The following is a 16,709-nucleotide window of genomic DNA, read 5'->3' on the forward strand; positions in this document are numbered from 1 at the left end:
TTGTACCGAAAAGGTCACTTGTAAACAGCCCAAAGATGGAACAGCTTGTGAAAAACGGTGTGAGAATAATCTCAACTCCGACATTTGGGTTACCTGATTACAGAGAATGGGATGATCGATTTTACATGTGGGTTCATTCGCAGATGATAGGCTTTTATGGGTTATGGTCGGCGATGTCTGGAAAATTTTTAGGATCGAATTTGAAAGCTCGAGCTTCCGTTACAGCACCGATTCCAATCACCAATTCATCTGATGGATACATTGTCAAAAACAATTTCACCGGTGGCGATACGGTGCTTTTAGCCGAGCTTGATATGTACAGACTTGAATCTTTTATTCAATCAAGAAAGACACCGGTTATTCATACGTAGATTCCAAAAACACATCAATCCTGTATACTGGCAAATCTGTGAGCCTGTGCGAACAATCCAAATAAACCGCCGGTGTGGATGAATAGAACCTTCTGCCCTTTTTTCGAACTTTCCAGCATTCCTCGAAAAGCTTTGGCAGTGTAAACTGGGTCAAGGATGATTCCTTCGCTTGATGCAACATGTTTGATACAGTCCAGATCTGATTCTGATGGAACGGCATAGGCTGGTCCACTGAAATCATCTATTATCTGTATTTCTTCTTTTTCAACATGTACATCTACACCAAAGCTCTTCATTTCTTTGATTATTTGCAAGATCTTTTCGACAAACCTCTCTGAAGCGGTTTTTGTCACATTGATACCTATGACTCTTGTTCTGTAGCCCATGTACCTTAAACCGGCGATCAATCCGGCATAAGTACCACCGCTTCCAACGGCGCAGTAAATGGCATCGAACTCGTTCAGGTTCACCTGCGATGATATCTCCGCGGCGGCGTGAACATACCCCATTGCTCCTATGGCGTTTGAACCACCTTCTGGTATTTTGTAAACTCTCAATCCTTTTTTCTGAAAATCTCTTTCGTACTGTTCGTATATCTGGTCTATATTCTCATACTGATCTGCCGTCACGCTAACCAGTTGTGCACCGAGGAGTTTATCAATCAACAGATTTCCGTTGATATTCTGTTCATAGGCATCGACTGGCTCGAAACCTTTAAGGGAATTTTTCACAGCTTTTTGGGCTTTCATTGGATCATTCTGTCTCAGAAACAGAACAGGCTTTAGCCCCAATTTGATTGAAAGATGAGCAGTTGCTCTTGCGTGATTTGATTGCATACCTCCGCAGGTGAAGACGACATTGCATTTTTTTCTTAAAGCATCGGCGAGCAAAAACTCGAGTTTTCTTATTTTGTTACCACTCGATATGAGTTCTGTCATATCATCTCTTTTGATGAATATTTCTTTTTCGTATTGATGGCTCAGTTTTGATAGATATTCAATCGGTGTGGGAAGTTTCGCCAAGGTCAGTTTCATTTATAACACCTCCATCGCTTTTTCAACAAGCAAAAGCAGATCCTTCCAGTCAGCGTCAGTTCTCAATGACCCACGTTTTGTACCACCGCCACCAGTACTGCCAAGCCTTTCTTTCAGGTAGTTTATAATTTTTGAGCAGTCTATGTCTTTTGAAGCAAATTGATAGCCTTCCGCTGTTTTACAGATCAACAAGTCTGATTTAAAGTATTTGGGTAAAACATTGGCAACATCATCAAAACCTTCATAAATCGTTACTCTGTATTTTCCCATCTGCTGCTGGGGTAATTGTTCAGAGATGATCTTTGCCATTTCCTCAGCCAGGCGGTTTACTGTGGATGTCTGGTCTTTTATCTTGTTGAGTAAACCTTCTACTCTGACAACCATCTCATCTACAGAACTTGTGAGCAACCTGGACAGTTGTCTGAGCACAAGTACTCTTTTACTGTAATCGCGCAGGGCTCTGTCGCCTGCCACAAAGTAAACTCTTGTGAGTGCGCTTTTGGTTTTTTCCCAAAAAATCACTTTTACAACACCTATTTCACCCGTATTTTTGACGTGAAATCCGGCACAGGCTGACACATCAAAATCACCTATCTTGACGACTCTGACAATTTGTCCAACTTTATCACTCAGTGATTTTCGAAGATTGATGGTCTGGGCTTCATTTCTCTCAAGTTCCATGATTTGAACCTGTAGGCAATTTCTCACCGTTTGATTCGCAAGCAGTTCCACTTCCCATAGGGCTTCGGGCGTGATCTGAGGCATGTCCAGATCTATCGTGGAAAATTCCTCACCCATGTGAAAACTCATGGTTTGTGCTTGAACTGCTTTCAAAAAAGACGCAGATAATATATGCTGTGCTGTGTGCTGAACTGCTATGTCAAGCCGCCTTGATTCGTCTATGGCGTAATCGTATTCACCGGGCTCGATGAATTTGTCCAGTATATGGATTATCTGGTTGTCATCTGTTTCCTTTACTCCAATTACATTGGCTGACCCTATTTTTCCGCGATCACCTAATTGACCTCCCTTACCGTCTGGATAGAACGGGCTTTGATCACTCACGGCAAGGAATTTACCATTTTCTTCATAAATTTTTTTGATCTTGATCACACCTTTTAACCTCCTTCGGTTGTAGAATAAATTCGAAATCCGAAATATAGGAGGTCATCCCGTGACGACCTTTTCAGTTCTGGTATCTCTTGCATCAGTGGTCATTTTTCAGAGATTGACCAGGAAATTGATCATCTCTATGATAGCAGGTTTTACCGTCTTTGCGATGATCAACCCGCGTGTCATATTCAACCTCTTGAAGTTGTTTGTAGCTTCTGTCAGCGATTCTTCTTTTTTAACACTGCTGCCGAGTATTTTTTTGATATATTTTCTTGGAGAGCTCATGAGCATCTCAAAAGATGCAGATCTCTTTTCAACATCTATCCAGAATCTTTTTCAGGACACAAAATCTGCGGCTGTGCTGATGCCGGCGATAGCAGGTCTCATGCCTATGCCGGCTGGTGCGATGTTCACCGCTCCTATCGTTGACCAGATAGCCACAGATCTGGACAATTTGCACAAGACTGCTTTTAACTACTGGTTTCGTCATTGCCTTGAGTTCTTCTGGCCAGTTTACCCTGCGATGTATATCATGTCCAGTCTCACCAACGTTCCGCTGGGAAAAATTTCACTCAGATTGTTTCCGCTCTTTTTGATTTCTTTTTTGATTGGATGGATATATTTAAACGGATTCACTGTGCCAAAGGTAAAACGCATACAAAAAGAAGACTTAAAGAAAATGTGGCCCCTGATAGTGATTCTTTCTACGGGGTTCATGATACTGGTTTTCAAACTCGATGGATGGCTGGCACTGTTGATAGCAAGTTCTTTCTATGCCGCTTTTAGAAGCAGGTTTATTTTAAAATCTCTGATTCAGTCTTTTAAGAAAATGGATATCATACCGATTCTGCTTATAGTTTTTCTCTACAAACACTCGATGATAGACCTTGGAATTGGTCAGATGATGAATGTTGAACTTTCAAAGGCTGGCTTTGGCACTCTTGTGATATCCATAACTCTTCCCCTTATAATAGGTATGTCAACTGGTCTAACAAGTGGAGCACTTGGGGTGTGTTTGCCCATTATCCTGGGAATGGGAGCAGGTAATCTAGCCATAATTGTCTATGTCTTTTCGGTAATTGGTGTGTTGCTTTCACCTGTTCACCTGTGCCTGGTGCTGACCTGTCAGTATTTCAAAGTCGATTTTTTAAGCGTGCTGAAAAAAGTTCTTGTGCCCATAATCGTGGTTGCAATCTCTGCGGTTTTGTTATATTCCTGGTGATCGGAGGGATATGTGTGACGCGCTTTATCGGTAAGATGTTTCCAAAGCAATCTCCATTGAAACTTTTACACGAACATGCGCTTGTAACTCAAAAAGCCGCTGAATTCATAGTACCGGCACTGAAAAATTACTTTGACAATCTATCGATAGATCAGATGTGCGTTGAAGTAGATAAACTGGAAGACAGGGCAGATGAATTGAAAATATTGATCAGAGAAAGTTACTCAAAACTCAAATTTGTCTATTTCGATAGAGTGGACGTACTGACCATTCTCCATGAAGAAGATGCCGTGATCGATGCCATAGATGATTTTCTAAAATCCTTGACTTTGAACAAATTGGAGAAACCACTCAACAGAGAAGTAATGGATCTGATTTTTGAACTGGCACAAAACAGCTTTGACTCGGTGCGGATCATGGTTATGGCTATTGCGGATCTGCTGACGCTTGTAGAATCTTCTTTTTCTCAGTTAGTGGCTTTTGAAGAAGACAAACTTGCAACGAAAGTAGAGACAGATGAATCTCAAACAGATAGGATATCTCTTGAACTTGGCAGGAAAGTTTATTCCATGAAGAACACCATACATCCTGTTGATCTGTACTTTCTTGAAAAACTGATCAGATTACTCACAAGAATAGCAGACCATGCTGAAAACGTGACAGAAAGAATACGCATGATAACCCACAGTTGAGGAGGTAGAATATGGTAATTTTACTTGCTGTTGCAAGCGGTTTTGCCATGGCTTTTGCAATAGGTGCAAATGACGTTGCAAACTCCATGGCTACAGCGGTCGGGGCAAAAGCGATCAGTCCGAAGCAAGCTGTTATAATAGCCTCTTTTTTGGAGTTCCTCGGTGCAGTCCTTTTTGGATCTCATGTCACCTCGACAATTACCAAAGGTATTCTGAAACCAGATGCGGTAACACAGCCGGATCTGTTAGTCTTAGGAGCATTTGCGGCACTGTTTTCCTCTTCAATCTGGATCTTAGCTGCGACTGTCTGGGGAATGCCAGTTTCAACTACTCATTCCATTGTCGGCGGTATGGCTGGTTTTGGAATAGCCGCAGCAGGCTGGAATGCAGTGAACTGGAAGGTGATGATTTCCATAATTTCAAGCTGGATACTTTCACCGCTTGCAGGTGGACTACTCGCTTATTCGATTTTCAAGATGGTATCTTTCTTTATTCTCAGAAGACCTTCACCTGCAAAAGCTGTGAAAAAAGCTGGACCAGTCATAGTTGCGATCACATTTTTCATCATTGTTTATTTATTTTGCATAAAAACATTGAAAATGGACCAAAAGACTTCCGTTTTTCTTGGAACTGTTGTATCAATTGCTGCAGCGTTGGTGGGATATCTTGCTTTGAAAAAATACTACAGAGTGAAAACGAGGGACTATGAGATGGTAGAAGGTGTATTCAAACGTCTTCAAATCATGACAAGCTGTTATGTGAGCTTTTCACACGGTGCAAACGACGTTGCAAACGCCGTGGGTCCTATTGCCGTGATATACTGGGTCATAAAGACCGGTGCGATCTCTCCAAAAGTACAAGTCCCAATCTGGATACTGATGATGGGTGGATTTGGTATCTCGCTGGGAGTTTTGTTGCTCGGGTACAGGGTGATGAAAACGATAGGCAGAGACATAACTGAGCTGAACAATACCAGGGGGTTTTGTATAGATTTTTCCACTGCTTCTACTGTCCTGATCTCCTCGGTGTTTGGGCTGCCTGTTTCAACAACGCACATAGTCATGGGATCAGTCGTGGGAGTTGGCATGGCACGTGGTGTTGAAGTGGTTAACGTGGGAGTGCTGAAAAACATAGTTTTTTCATGGCTTATGACTGTTCCACTTGCCGCCGGGTTATCGGCACTGTTGTTTAAATTGTTCACAAACATTATTTGAATCTGGATTTGAAAACCAGAGTCTGAAAAAACCCAGAAAAACCCATCACAAACATCAATAAATGTGCAAATGAAAATCTAATATTAGGAAGATCGTTGAGTATCATGAAACACATTGCAATAAAAAACATCGCCCCTCCCACCATTAGATGAGCATCCATTCTCTGGGGGTTTTTATTCAGATCGACTATCCCAAAAAGGTAAATCAAACTGAAAATTAGTATGCAAAGGGAGAACATCCAGTCGATCTTTAGAAAAAGTGAAAAACACAAAAAGCCAGCTATTGTCTGAACAATCAAAAGAAACCTTTTCATATCATCAATCCTCCTAAAATCCTTACTATATAAGCTAAAAGATAGGCAACGGCTAAACTGTAAATTACAGAGACAAGCAAATACCTTTTGCCTATTTCAGATGATATGGAGCCGAGTGTAGCAAAACACGGTATATATGACATTACAAAGACAAGAAAAGACAAAGCGGTAACAGGGTCATAAAAGCTGGCAAGAGAATTTCCATCTGAAAACCCAAAAAACATACTGAGTGTGGAAACTATGACTTCCTTTGCTGCTGCTCCAAAGATCAGAGCTGTACTCAACCTCCAATCAAACCCCAGTGGTTTTAAAACGGTGGATACGGCTTTTCCCATGTATGATGCAAAAGACCTTGCCGGATCACCACTGGATGGAAAGTAAGACAAAATCCATAAGACAACCGAAGCCACAAAGATTATCGTGCCGGCTTTTGTCAAGAAATGTTTGCCTCTATACCAGACATAGAGCAAAAGGTTTTTTACCTTCGGCATTCGGTACCTTGGAAGCTCCAGCACCAGGAAACCTGGCTCTCCTTTAAAAAGAATCCTGTTCAAAAAAACAGCACTCGCAAGAGCTATGATTATGCTCAACAAATACACAGAGAAGACGATCATGCCTTTTTGTTTTTCAAAAAAAGCACTTGCGATCATTAGATAAACCGGCAGTCTTGCACTGCACGAGATGAATGGAACTGATAGGACCGTAATTGTTCTCTCACGCGGATCTGAAATGCCTCTGGTCGACATGACCGCAGGAACAGTACACCCAAAACCGAGCAAAAACGACATGAAAGATCTTCCAGATAGTTTGAGCTTGTACATGATTCTGTCTACCACAAAAGCAGCTCTTGGAAGATATCCAGATTCTTCCATAATTCCAAGTACCAGAAAAAGCGCAAAAATATTTGGTACAAAAACCAGTACCGATCCCACACCAGAAATGATACCGTCTGCTATCAATGAAGAGACCATCCCACTGCCAAGTAAGGCTCTGACGGAATCTGCCAGAGTTGAGAAAAATAGCTCAATGAGATCTGATAGTGGTTGAATTGTCTGGAAAGCGAAGGTGAAAGTCATGTACATCAATGCGAGAAATATGGGTATCCCAATGTACTTATGCGTGAAAACATGATCCAGAGCCTCGCTCATCGTCAGATTCGCACCGGATGTTTTGAGCACTTCTTTCATCATCAAATCGATGTGCTTGTATCTTTCCTGTGCTATTTTTTCTCTGAGTATGCCTGGTTTGACCCCGATCTGACCAACCAGATCCACAGTCTGTGGATCACCTTCAAGGTACTTTGTTGCAAGCCATCGGATGGGGAAATTTCTCAAAGATGGGTTTTTCATCAGATCTGACTCCACAGTTTTTACCATCTCTTCTGTTTGCTCATCAAAGACAAATTGAAGGTTCTTTTTCTCAGACGAAGAAGTTTTCAAAATCGTATCCAGTAACTCCTCGATTCCCTCTCCTGTCACTGCGCTGGTGAGTACAACTGGAACGCCCGTATGCTTTGCCAGTTCCTGTTTATCAATATGAAATCCCTGTTTTCGAGCTTCGTCTATTGCATTTACTGCCAGAATTATTTTTGTGTCAAGTTCCGCAGCTTCAAGAAATAGATAAAGTCCCTGCTTCATAGACAGAGCATCCACAATGATGATCAAAATATCCGGCGTGCTGTACAAAAGATAATCTCTGGCGATCTTTTCATCCGCACTGAAAGATGATAGACTGTAAGTTCCTGGAAGGTCTACAAAATCTATTTTCACCCCCCGCCAGTTTCTGATACCTTCCTTTATCTCGACAGTGACACCTGCCCAGTTTGCGACATACTGCCTCATACCCGTGAGTGCGTTGAAAAGACTGGTTTTACCTACATTTGGATTTCCGCACAGTGCTACACGAAGAGCCACGTCATACCCTCCTCAACAGGACACGATTTGCCATCCCAAATCCAAGCTTAAGAACTCCACTTTTTGTTTCAATTGTCATTGGTCCCAAGACACGAAGGTTTTTTCCTTTCTGCACACCCATTCTGTGCATCTTCTGCTGAAATCCAACCCCACCAAATAATTCAACGACTGTGTAGATACCTTTCGGTGCCGATGAAAGCATTAAAAGATCGTTATCCATAATGACTTCTATCTGTGCTGCGTCGTCATTGCGCAATGTGATGAGTTTATCCATGACAAGATATACTCTTGGATCTCCAAGAGGAGCACTTCTCACCACTTTCACATAGGTGTCTGGGATGAAACCCAGGGATATGAGGCGTGAACCAACAGGGGAACTGGGGATTGATTTGACTTTCGCTGAAAACCCAACCGGGACTTCCAACAAAGACACAGGCTCACCTCCTTATTGAGATTCATTCTCAATAATACCAACCTGATTGCAAAAATTCAAGTGATATGAACGTTAAAAGTGTGATTATTTGAAAATATAAAAATCTATGAAACAGGATGAAGTACCTTTAAGATCAAATGGCATAATATGATTGAACTGATTCGATGTTTTAAGGAGGTCAACAATCATTTGTGCGGTTTTTCAGAGTTACTGATGAAAGCGAAATTAGCCCCCAACAAACCAGGGGTATATATTTTCTATAACAGTGAAGGTGAGTACCTGTACATTGGAAAAGCCGTGAGACTTCGTAACAGATTGCTTTCCTACTTTAGGCAATCCACGCATAAACAGAATAAAAAGGTTGTGAATATTATTCGTGAATCATCAAACCTTGATTTCATAGTTGTCTCCAATGAGAAGGAAGCACTTTTACTCGAAGCAAACTTGATCTTTCAGCACAAGCCAAAGTACAATGTCATGCTCAAAGATACGGAATTTTATCCGTACATAGAAATAACACAGGAAACATATCCAACAGTCAGAATAGTGAGAAGAAGAACTCAGGAAGGCTTATATTTTGGACCGTACACCGACGTGAAATTCGTCAGAGATCTTGTTGATTTTCTTCAGCAGGTTTATCATTTTAGGACATGCCAGAGAGATTTAAAGAAAATCACCAAGCCATGTATGGATTTTTACATGCACAGGTGTGAAGGACCGTGCAATCATCAGATCAGTGAGGCTGAATACAGAGAAAAATGTATAGAACCAATCAAGAAATTTCTTTCTGGGGATATTTCACCGACACTTGATTTGATTGAAACCAAAATGAAGAAACATGCGCAGATGATGGATTTTGAGAATGCCGCTAAGTATAGAGACCTTCTTTTCAAGTTCGAGAAAGTCATGGGCAAGCAGGGTGTTGTGCTTGAGCAATTTAGAAACGTAGATGTTGTGGGAAGGGCAAAGAACATCTATGTACTTCTCAGAATCCGTGGTGGTCATCTTCTTGCAAAACTCGTTTACGAAATGGATTCAACAAATGTTGAGGATTTTGTTTTTAATTACTACATGGTTTATAAAAATGAGATACCGCAGGCAGTTATTTTAGAGAAAACCGTCGATCTTGGCATATCAGGATATTTCGGCAAGCCAAGGGACGATGTCGAAAAAGATCTGTTGAATAAAGCTGTGGAAAATGCAAAAAATGAACTGAGTATAAAAGGTCTGAGAAAAGACGCTTTGAACGCTTTAAAAAATCTTCTTTCTCTTTCAAAGTATCCACAGAGAATAGAAGGCTTTGACGTCGCACACTTACAGGGTAGATTCACAGTCGCATCTGTTGTGGTTTTTGTCAACGGCTTTCCTTTCAAGCAGGGTTACAGGCATTACAGATTTCAGGATAAAAAGATCGATGATTTTGATACAATGAAAAAATTGGTTAAAAGAAGGTATCTAAAACATCCATTGCCAGACCTCATACTGGTAGATGGAGGTGTAGGACAGGTCAGAGCTGTTAAAAAAGCGCTCGAGGAAATCGGAAAGGACTGCGATGTGATAGGTATCGCCAAAGAACACGAAACGGTTTGTACCGAACAGGGTGAACTCTTTCTAAAATTGGACAGTCCTATCCTGAGGGTACTGGTTTCTATAAGAGATGAAGCGCACAGATTTGCAAATACTTTTCACAGGAAGCTCAGGACAAAAGAATCGATTCTTTCGGTTCTGGATGAAATTCCCGGTCTGGGTCCAAAGAGAAAGAAAAAGCTCATCGAGGCATTCAAAAGCATAGACGAGTTAAAATCATCCAGTATTGAGAAAATATCTAAAATCGTCGGCAGTAAAAAACTTGCAAGTGTGATTTTGTCAAAAATATGAGGTGGTAATATGAGAGCAGGGCTCTATTTAATACTTTTACTTGGAGTTTTTTGCACGGCAATAGGTTTGTTGATGATTTTGGCATACGGTCTATCTGTTTACATTTCCCCGGTTTTCAGAGATGCGTTCAATTTGAACTTTCAAAGCTCAAAGTGGTTTTTCTTCATTTCACTACTCACAATTTGCTCTGGAATCTGTATCAGTTTTTACAGCCTTGCTAAAGCGAATGATGATAATCACATCGTGTTTTTGTCTTTTGCCCTTATATCGAATGGCTTTTCACTGTCTACTCAGATTTTTAGAATGGTTGTTCATGGCTTTGCATGGATGGGAGTAGAATTACTGGGCAAAACAGGGGATATAAAACCAATGCAGTATTTATCAGCAGGATTTCTCATTTTTACGCTTTTGAATTTTGTTTTATGCCTCAGCATCATCAGGGAGGAGAGATTATCCCGTTGAAAGTACTCGGAATAATTGTGGAATACAATCCTTTTCATAATGGACATCTCTATCACTTGAATTGTGCAAAAGAAATTGTCAAACCGGACTACACCATAGCCGTTATGAGCGGAAGTTTCTGCCAGAGGGGAGAGCCTGCGATCATAGATAAATTCTCAAGAGCACAGATTGCACTTTTGAATGGTGTAGATGTTGTTTTCGAATTGCCCTTTGTGTACGCTGTTCAGGATGCTGGAGGGTTTGCAAAAGGAGCGATCTGGTTACTGGAAAAAACCGGAGTTGTGACAGATATCGTTTTTGGTAGTGAATCAGCTAATATCGATTTTTTGACAAAAATTGCCACAGTGATGATCGATCAACCAGAGCCATTTCCACAACTGATGAAAGAAGAGTTGAAAAAAGGTCATTCTTTTCCAAATGCAAGAAAATACGCCCTACTCAGATATTTTGATCTGACAAAAGAAATGGATCCTAAGGAAGTTCTGAAGATAGAAAAATCCAATGACATCTTGGGTGTTGAATACATAAGATCGTTGAAAGAACTAAAAAGTGACATGAAGGTGCATGTGGTAAAGAGAATTGGCGCAGAGGATAAAGACATAGATTTCAGAGGCAAGTTCTCAAGTGCAACAGCCATAAGAAAGATGATAATAGACGGTCAGTGGGACAAAGTGACTCAAGCTGTTCCAGAGACAAGTCTAAAGATAATTTCAAGGGAATTGAACGAAGGCAGAGGACCTGTAACTTTGCAACAGCTTGAACAGATATTGCTTGCAAGGATAAGACTCATGCGACGTGAAGATCTGCAAAAACTCTATGGATTCAGTGAAGGTATAGATTTAAGATTCATAGAATGTGCTTCAAAGTTTGGTGAACTTGAACAATTTCTCAGTTGCGTGAAAGCCAAGCGATTTACAATGAGTAAGATCAGAAGGCTCTTGCTGTACAGTCTGTTTAATATTTCCCAGGAATTTTTGTCAAGATGCAATGAATCTGGTCCGCAGTATCTGAGAATACTTGGTTTTAACAGTAAAGGGAGACAACTTCTGTCCGTGATCAAAAGAAAATCGACGATTCCAGTCTTATCGGTGTGTTCTCTTTACAGAAAAGTGCTCCAGAAGGTTTTGAAAGACAAAACCGGCAGGTTTTCTGTGGATCCGGAACTGTTTGAAAAACAACTACTTCTGGATGTTCAATCCACATCTGTGCATTCTCTTTTGTTTGTGAATAAATCCGAAAGATCAGCCGATAGAGATTTTCATATACCACCAGTGATAGTAAACTAAAAACACTCTGAGTTCAAAAAGATATCATAAGGCGAAAGCACATTTTGATGTTGACGCAACTTATCTATTTTGAAAATCGAAATGATAATTTCAATTCATTGTTGCGAGAATAGTTAAAACTGGTAGTATAATGAATCTTGTCGAGTTTTTTTAATTGCAGGTTGACAAAATACTGTTTGTGTAATACAATCGGCATTTGGTATGGTGCTGAAGGGAGGATACAGATGCCGACCATAAATCAATTGATCAGACTTGGAAGAGGGCAGAAAATTGAAAAGTCTAAGGCGCCTGCTCTGGAAGGCAATCCACAGAAACGCGGTGTGTGTATTCGTGTGACAACCATGACACCAAAAAAGCCAAACTCTGCTTTGAGAAAAATTGCAAGGGTTAGATTGTCAAATGGTACCGAAGTCACAGCGTACATACCAGGTATAGGGCACAATTTGCAGGAACATTCCGTTGTGCTCGTCAGGGGCGGAAGGGTCAAGGACCTGCCAGGTATAAGATACAAGATTATACGCGGTACTCTTGACACTGCCGGTGTAGAAAACAGAAAACAATCTCGCAGCAAATACGGAGCAAAAAGATCCAAAAAGTAGTTTTAGGAGGATGGTTATATGAGAAGAAGAAGAGCAGAGGTAAGAGAGATATCCCCAGACCCTGTTTATCAGGATGTATTGGTGGCAAAGTTGATAAATAAAGTCATGTGGGATGGTAAAAAGTCAGTGGCACAGAAGGTTGTCTACCAGGCTCTTGAATATGTGAAAGAAAAATCTGGTAAGGATCCATTGGAAGTTTTCCAGAAAGCCGTGGACAATGTAAGACCCGTTTTGGAAGTCAGACCAAGACGTGTTGGAGGAGCCACATATCAGGTTCCAGTCGAAGTTCAGGAACCGAGAAAAACTTCGCTGGCTCTGAGGTGGATTGTAACAGCCGCGCGTTCCAAAAAAGGCAAACCCATGTCCATAAAACTTGGTGAGGAAATCCTTGCTTCTTATCAAGGCACCGGTGCAGCGGTAAAGAAAAAAGAAGATGTCCACAAGATGGCGGAGGCGAACAGGGCATTTGCCCATCTAAAGTGGTGAAAGGTAAGATCATGATGGAGGTTGAAGCGCTTTACGTTCCACTTGATAAGTTACGCAACATCGGAATAATGGCTCACATAGACGCCGGTAAGACGACAACAACTGAGCGTATACTGTACTATACCGGTCGTAAACATGTGCTCGGAAGTGTTGATGAAGGCACAGCAACTATGGACTGGATGGAGCAGGAAAAAGAGCGAGGCATAACCATAACAGCCGCAGCTACTACGTGTTTTTGGAAGGAACATCGTATTAATATAATAGATACGCCCGGCCATGTGGATTTTACAATAGAGGTTGAAAGGGCTCTAAGAGTGCTGGATGGTGCGGTGGCAATTTTCGATGCAACGGCTGGTGTTGAACCGCAGACAGAAACAGTCTGGAGGCAAGCTCAGAAGTACGGTGTCCCAAGAATTGCCTTTATGAACAAGATGGACAAAACTGGTGCTGATTTTTTCATGGCAGTAAAAACCATGGTTGATAGACTTCATGCAAGACCGGTTGTTATTCAAATTCCTATTGGTGTTGAAAAAGACTTCATCGGTGTAGTGGACTTAGTGGAAATGAAAGCAATAACATGGGTTAGCGAAGATGGTAGTGAATTCGTAAAATCTGAGATTCCAGAAGATTTGCTTGATTTAGCCGAAGAAATGCGTGAAGAAATGATATCACTGCTTGCCGATGAAGACGAAGAACTCATGGAACTTTACTTAGAAGAAAAAGAAATACCCGTTGAGAAAATCAAAAGTGCCCTCAGAAAGGCGACCATAACCAATAAACTGGTCCCGGTTCTTTGCGGAGCATCGGCGAGAAACAAGGGAGTACAACCTTTGTTAGACGCCATTGTTGATTATTTACCATCACCCCTGGATATACCGCCTGTCAAGGGATTGAATTTAAACGATGAACAGGTCGAGATTTTCCCTTCAATTGAGGGAGACTTTGCAGCACTTGCTTTCAAGATACAAACTGATCCTTACGTTGGTAAACTCACATATGTAAGAGTTTATTCCGGCAAATTGGAAAAAGGTACCTATATCTATAATTCCACAAAAAAGATACGTGAACGTGTGGCTCGCCTCATGTTCATGCACGCCGATAAAAGAGAAGATGTTGATTATGCAAGAGCCGGTGATATAGTAGCTCTGATAGGTTTGAGAAATACGACGACTGGTGATACACTCTGCTCACCGGAGAATCCAATCTTGCTTGAAAAAATAGATTTTCCAGACCCGGTCATTTCAATTGCAATAGAACCAGTTACTCATGACGATGAAGAAAAAATGGTAAAAGCCGTTAATGCTCTATCTGAGGAAGATCCAACTTTGAGGGTAACCGTTGACAAAGAAACCGGTCAGGTTGTACTGTCTGGAATGGGAGAACTTCACCTTGAGATCATTACAGACCGCCTTAAAAGAGAATTTGGCGTGAATGTCAGGATAGGCAGACCACAGGTGGCATATCGAGAAACCATAAGGCAGTCGGCAGAAGCAGAAGGCAAGTACATCCGACAGACCGGTGGAAGAGGTCAATATGGTCATGTTATAATGAGATTTGAGCCATTGCCCTTAGATGGTGAGAAGCACTTTGAGTTTATAAACAAAACAGTTGGAGGTGTAATACCAAAGGAATATATCCCTGCAATCGAAGAGGGCATCAAGGAATCTATGGAGATGGGTGTTCTGGCAGGATATCCCATGATTGGTATCAGGGCGATATTGCTCGATGGCTCATACCATGAAGTTGATTCATCGGAAATAGCCTTCAAAATAGCCGCAAGTCTTGCGTTTAAAAATGCGATTAAAGCCTGCCAGCCAGTTTTATTAGAGCCCATCATGAGATTAGAGATTATTACACCCGAGGAATATGTCGGTGGAATAATAGCCGATTTAAACGCACGCAGGGCTCAGGTTGAGTCGCTTGAAAGCCGTGCAAATCTCAGAGTATTGAGGGCTTTTGTACCACTTTCTGAGCTTTTTGGTTATGCAACGACGCTGAGGTCTTTGAGTCAAGGTAGAGCAAACCATATAGCGCAATTTTCTCATTACAAAGAGGTACCAGATAGAGTCATCGAAAAAGTGCTAAAAGCGGTTTAGGTGTGAAGGAGGGAGAATGAATGGCTAAGGAAAAGTTTGTGAGGACAAAGCCACATGTCAACGTCGGTACAATTGGGCACATAGACCACGGTAAAACCACGCTGACAGCGGCAATAACAAAGTACCTTTCTTTCAAAAACCTTGCTTCGTATGTTCCATACGATCAAATTGATAAGGCTCCTGAAGAAAAAGCCAGAGGTATCACGATCAACATCACACACGTGGAATATCAAACAGAGAAAAGGCACTATGCACACATTGACTGTCCAGGACATGCAGACTACATAAAAAACATGATCACAGGTGCAGCTCAAATGGATGGAGCTATTCTCGTTGTTGCGGCAACAGATGGACCAATGCCCCAGACGCGTGAGCACGTCCTGCTTGCAAGACAGGTTAATGTTCCAGCGATGGTTGTTTTCCTGAACAAAGTTGATGCGGTTGACGATAAAGAACTCGTTGACCTTGTTGAAATGGAAGTCAGAGATCTTCTGACAAAATACGAATTTCCAGGTGACGAGGTTCCTGTAATAAGAGGTTCTGCTTTGCTTGCCATGGAAGCAAAAGATCCGAACGATCCAGCTTACAAACCTATTCAGGAATTACTCGATGCGCTTGATAACTATATACCAGAGCCAACTCGTGAGGTTGACAAACCCTTCCTCATGGCTGTCGAGGATATCTTTTCCATCACTGGAAGAGGAACTGTGGCAACGGGAAGAATCGAGCGCGGAAGAATTAGACCAGGTGACGAAGTTGAAATCGTTGGGTTGAGCTACGAGATCAAGAAAACAGTTGTCACAAGTGTTGAAATGTTCAGAAAGGAACTCGATGAGGGTATAGCAGGTGACAATGTTGGTTGTCTATTGAGAGGTATTGACAAAGATGAAGTCGAGCGCGGTCAGGTTCTTGCAGCACCAGGCTCTATTACGCCACACACTACATTCAAAGCCAATGTTTACGTCTTGAAAAAAGAAGAAGGCGGAAGACATACACCATTTATGAAAGGTTACAGACCACAATTTTTCATTCGAACTGCCGATGTTACTGGTGAGATCGTCGAACTTGGTAACAACGCAGAAATGGTTATGCCCGGAGATAACGCCATACTCACGATAAAGCTCATATACCCGATCGCAATTGAAAAAGGTATGCGTTTTGCTATAAGAGAAGGTGGAAAGACAGTTGGAGCAGGTGTTGTAGCCGAGATCATAGAGTAACCTTGGTTGGGGAGCACTGCTCCCCTTCCGTTTTCTGCTAAGAAGGAGGGAACGAAATTTATGCCTGGACAGAAAATCAGAATAAAACTTAAAGCTTACGACCACGAAGTTCTTGACGAATCAGCAAAGAAGATAGTTGAAGTTGCAAAGTCTACCAACGCCAAAATTTCAGGTCCGATACCATTGCCAACGGAGAGATCTTTGTACGTGGTCTTGAGATCACCACACAAACACAAGGACTCAAGAGAACAGTTTGAAAAAAGAGTTCACAAGAGATTGATAGATATAATTGAACCATCTCCGAAAACAATCGACGCCTTGATGAAGATAAACCTCCCAGCAGGGGTCGACGTGGAGATCAAACTCTAATCGTCGGA

The 16,709-nt window shown here is 41.6% G+C and carries 17 protein-coding genes; 12 read left to right on the top strand and 5 right to left on the bottom strand.

Features of this window, described 5'->3' with window-relative positions; all coding sequences use genetic code 11:
• The coding region (locus AC4E92_RS00005) for a hypothetical protein (protein WP_490238533.1) at window positions 1–371 on the top strand (371 nt) is incomplete at its 5' end.
• A 14-nt stretch (window positions 372–385) separates the two neighbouring features.
• Here the strand turns inward: AC4E92_RS00005 and AC4E92_RS00010 are convergent.
• The gene (locus tag AC4E92_RS00010; protein ID WP_490238534.1) at window positions 386–1,405 is read right to left on the bottom strand and encodes a D-cysteine desulfhydrase family protein; all 1,020 of its coding nucleotides are present in this window, start codon (window positions 1,403–1,405) and stop codon (window positions 386–388) included.
• Window positions 1,406–2,518, bottom strand: coding sequence for an alanyl-tRNA editing protein (locus AC4E92_RS00015; protein ID WP_490238535.1), 1,113 nt, complete (start codon window positions 2,516–2,518; stop codon window positions 1,406–1,408).
• A 61-nt stretch (window positions 2,519–2,579) separates the two neighbouring features.
• Between AC4E92_RS00015 and AC4E92_RS00020 the strand changes: the two genes are divergently transcribed.
• Genes AC4E92_RS00020 through AC4E92_RS00030 form a run of 3 tightly spaced genes read left to right on the top strand, consistent with a single transcriptional unit; the run spans window position 2,580 to window position 5,646 of the window.
• A complete protein-coding gene (locus AC4E92_RS00020; protein WP_490238536.1) occupies window positions 2,580–3,740 on the top strand; it encodes a DUF401 family protein in 1,161 nt (386 codons plus the stop codon).
• Between the two features lie 14 nt (window positions 3,741–3,754).
• Window positions 3,755–4,432 carry a DUF47 domain-containing protein gene (locus AC4E92_RS00025; protein ID WP_490238537.1) on the top strand — a complete coding sequence of 226 codons (678 nt, stop codon included), beginning with the start codon at window positions 3,755–3,757 and terminating at the stop codon, window positions 4,430–4,432.
• A gap of 11 nt (window positions 4,433–4,443) precedes the next feature.
• Entirely contained in the window at window positions 4,444–5,646 is a 1,203-nt protein-coding gene (locus AC4E92_RS00030) for an inorganic phosphate transporter (RefSeq protein WP_490238538.1), read from the top strand.
• Here AC4E92_RS00030 and AC4E92_RS00035 read toward each other — a convergent pair.
• The 3 genes from AC4E92_RS00035 to AC4E92_RS00045 are packed head-to-tail and all read right to left on the bottom strand — an operon-like array spanning window position 5,639 to window position 8,305.
• Window positions 5,639–5,959 carry a hypothetical protein gene (locus AC4E92_RS00035; protein WP_490238539.1) on the bottom strand — a complete coding sequence of 107 codons (321 nt, stop codon included), beginning with the start codon at window positions 5,957–5,959 and terminating at the stop codon, window positions 5,639–5,641. The two genes, AC4E92_RS00030 and AC4E92_RS00035, sit on opposite strands and share 8 nt — an antisense overlap.
• Window positions 5,956–7,872, bottom strand: coding sequence for a ferrous iron transport protein B (gene feoB, locus AC4E92_RS00040; protein ID WP_490238540.1), 1,917 nt, complete (start codon window positions 7,870–7,872; stop codon window positions 5,956–5,958). Before feoB ends, AC4E92_RS00035 begins: the two co-directional genes overlap by 4 nt.
• A 1-nt stretch (window position 7,873) precedes the next feature.
• Window positions 7,874–8,305, bottom strand: a complete 432-nt coding sequence (locus AC4E92_RS00045) for a FeoA domain-containing protein (RefSeq protein ID WP_490238541.1) — start codon at window positions 8,303–8,305, stop codon at window positions 7,874–7,876.
• A gap of 213 nt (window positions 8,306–8,518) precedes the next feature.
• On the opposite strand from AC4E92_RS00045, the gene uvrC reads away from it, so the two are divergent.
• The 8 genes from uvrC to rpsJ all read left to right on the top strand — a co-directional run bounded on the left by uvrC (window position 8,519) and on the right by rpsJ (window position 16,701).
• Entirely contained in the window at window positions 8,519–10,183 is a 1,665-nt protein-coding gene (gene uvrC / locus AC4E92_RS00050) for an excinuclease ABC subunit UvrC (protein ID WP_490238873.1), read from the top strand.
• A gap of 9 nt (window positions 10,184–10,192) precedes the next feature.
• Window positions 10,193–10,645: a hypothetical protein gene (locus AC4E92_RS00055; protein ID WP_490238542.1), complete on the top strand. Its 453-nt coding sequence runs from the start codon at window positions 10,193–10,195 to the stop codon at window positions 10,643–10,645.
• Window positions 10,642–11,931: a nucleotidyltransferase gene (locus AC4E92_RS00060; RefSeq protein WP_490238543.1), complete on the top strand. Its 1,290-nt coding sequence runs from the start codon at window positions 10,642–10,644 to the stop codon at window positions 11,929–11,931. Before AC4E92_RS00055 ends, AC4E92_RS00060 begins: the two co-directional genes overlap by 4 nt.
• 224 nt (window positions 11,932–12,155) lie before the next feature.
• On the top strand, window positions 12,156–12,530 hold the full coding sequence (gene rpsL / locus AC4E92_RS00065; protein WP_041083332.1) for a 30S ribosomal protein S12: 375 nt from the start codon (window positions 12,156–12,158) through the stop codon (window positions 12,528–12,530).
• Window positions 12,531–12,548: 18 nt separating this feature from the next.
• On the top strand, window positions 12,549–13,016 hold the full coding sequence (gene rpsG / locus AC4E92_RS00070; RefSeq protein ID WP_490238544.1) for a 30S ribosomal protein S7: 468 nt from the start codon (window positions 12,549–12,551) through the stop codon (window positions 13,014–13,016).
• 11 nt (window positions 13,017–13,027) lie between these two features.
• Window positions 13,028–15,112: an elongation factor G gene (gene fusA, locus AC4E92_RS00075; protein ID WP_490238545.1), complete on the top strand. Its 2,085-nt coding sequence runs from the start codon at window positions 13,028–13,030 to the stop codon at window positions 15,110–15,112.
• 20 nt (window positions 15,113–15,132) lie between these two features.
• Window positions 15,133–16,332 (top strand): elongation factor Tu, encoded by a 1,200-nt coding sequence (gene tuf / locus AC4E92_RS00080; protein ID WP_490238546.1) that lies wholly within the window; start codon window positions 15,133–15,135, stop codon window positions 16,330–16,332.
• 60 nt (window positions 16,333–16,392) lie between these two features.
• Entirely contained in the window at window positions 16,393–16,701 is a 309-nt protein-coding gene (gene rpsJ, locus AC4E92_RS00085; RefSeq protein WP_041083329.1) for a 30S ribosomal protein S10, read from the top strand.
• Window positions 16,702–16,709 lie beyond the last annotated feature (8 nt).

This window comes from Pseudothermotoga sp. (assembly GCF_031962025.1).
Lineage (GTDB): Bacteria > Thermotogota > Thermotogae > Thermotogales > DSM-5069 > Pseudothermotoga_B.

What these genes read in the sequence shown, in the direction of transcription:
- tuf (WP_490238546.1), top strand. Translation starts at nt 15,133, where the DNA reads ATGGCTAAGGAAAAGTTTGTGAGGACAAAGCCACATGTCAACGTCGGT.
- AC4E92_RS00055 (WP_490238542.1), top strand. Translation starts at nt 10,193, where the DNA reads ATGAGAGCAGGGCTCTATTTAATACTTTTACTTGGAGTTTTTTGCACG.
- uvrC (WP_490238873.1), top strand. Translation starts at nt 8,519, where the DNA reads ATGAAAGCGAAATTAGCCCCCAACAAACCAGGGGTATATATTTTCTAT.
- AC4E92_RS00010 (WP_490238534.1), bottom strand. Translation starts at nt 1,405, where the DNA reads ATGAAACTGACCTTGGCGAAACTTCCCACACCGATTGAATATCTATCA.
- rpsJ (WP_041083329.1), top strand. Translation starts at nt 16,393, where the DNA reads ATGCCTGGACAGAAAATCAGAATAAAACTTAAAGCTTACGACCACGAA.
- AC4E92_RS00035 (WP_490238539.1), bottom strand. Translation starts at nt 5,959, where the DNA reads ATGAAAAGGTTTCTTTTGATTGTTCAGACAATAGCTGGCTTTTTGTGT.
- AC4E92_RS00030 (WP_490238538.1), top strand. Translation starts at nt 4,444, where the DNA reads ATGGTAATTTTACTTGCTGTTGCAAGCGGTTTTGCCATGGCTTTTGCA.
- rpsL (WP_041083332.1), top strand. Translation starts at nt 12,156, where the DNA reads ATGCCGACCATAAATCAATTGATCAGACTTGGAAGAGGGCAGAAAATT.
- rpsG (WP_490238544.1), top strand. Translation starts at nt 12,549, where the DNA reads ATGAGAAGAAGAAGAGCAGAGGTAAGAGAGATATCCCCAGACCCTGTT.
- fusA (WP_490238545.1), top strand. Translation starts at nt 13,028, where the DNA reads ATGATGGAGGTTGAAGCGCTTTACGTTCCACTTGATAAGTTACGCAAC.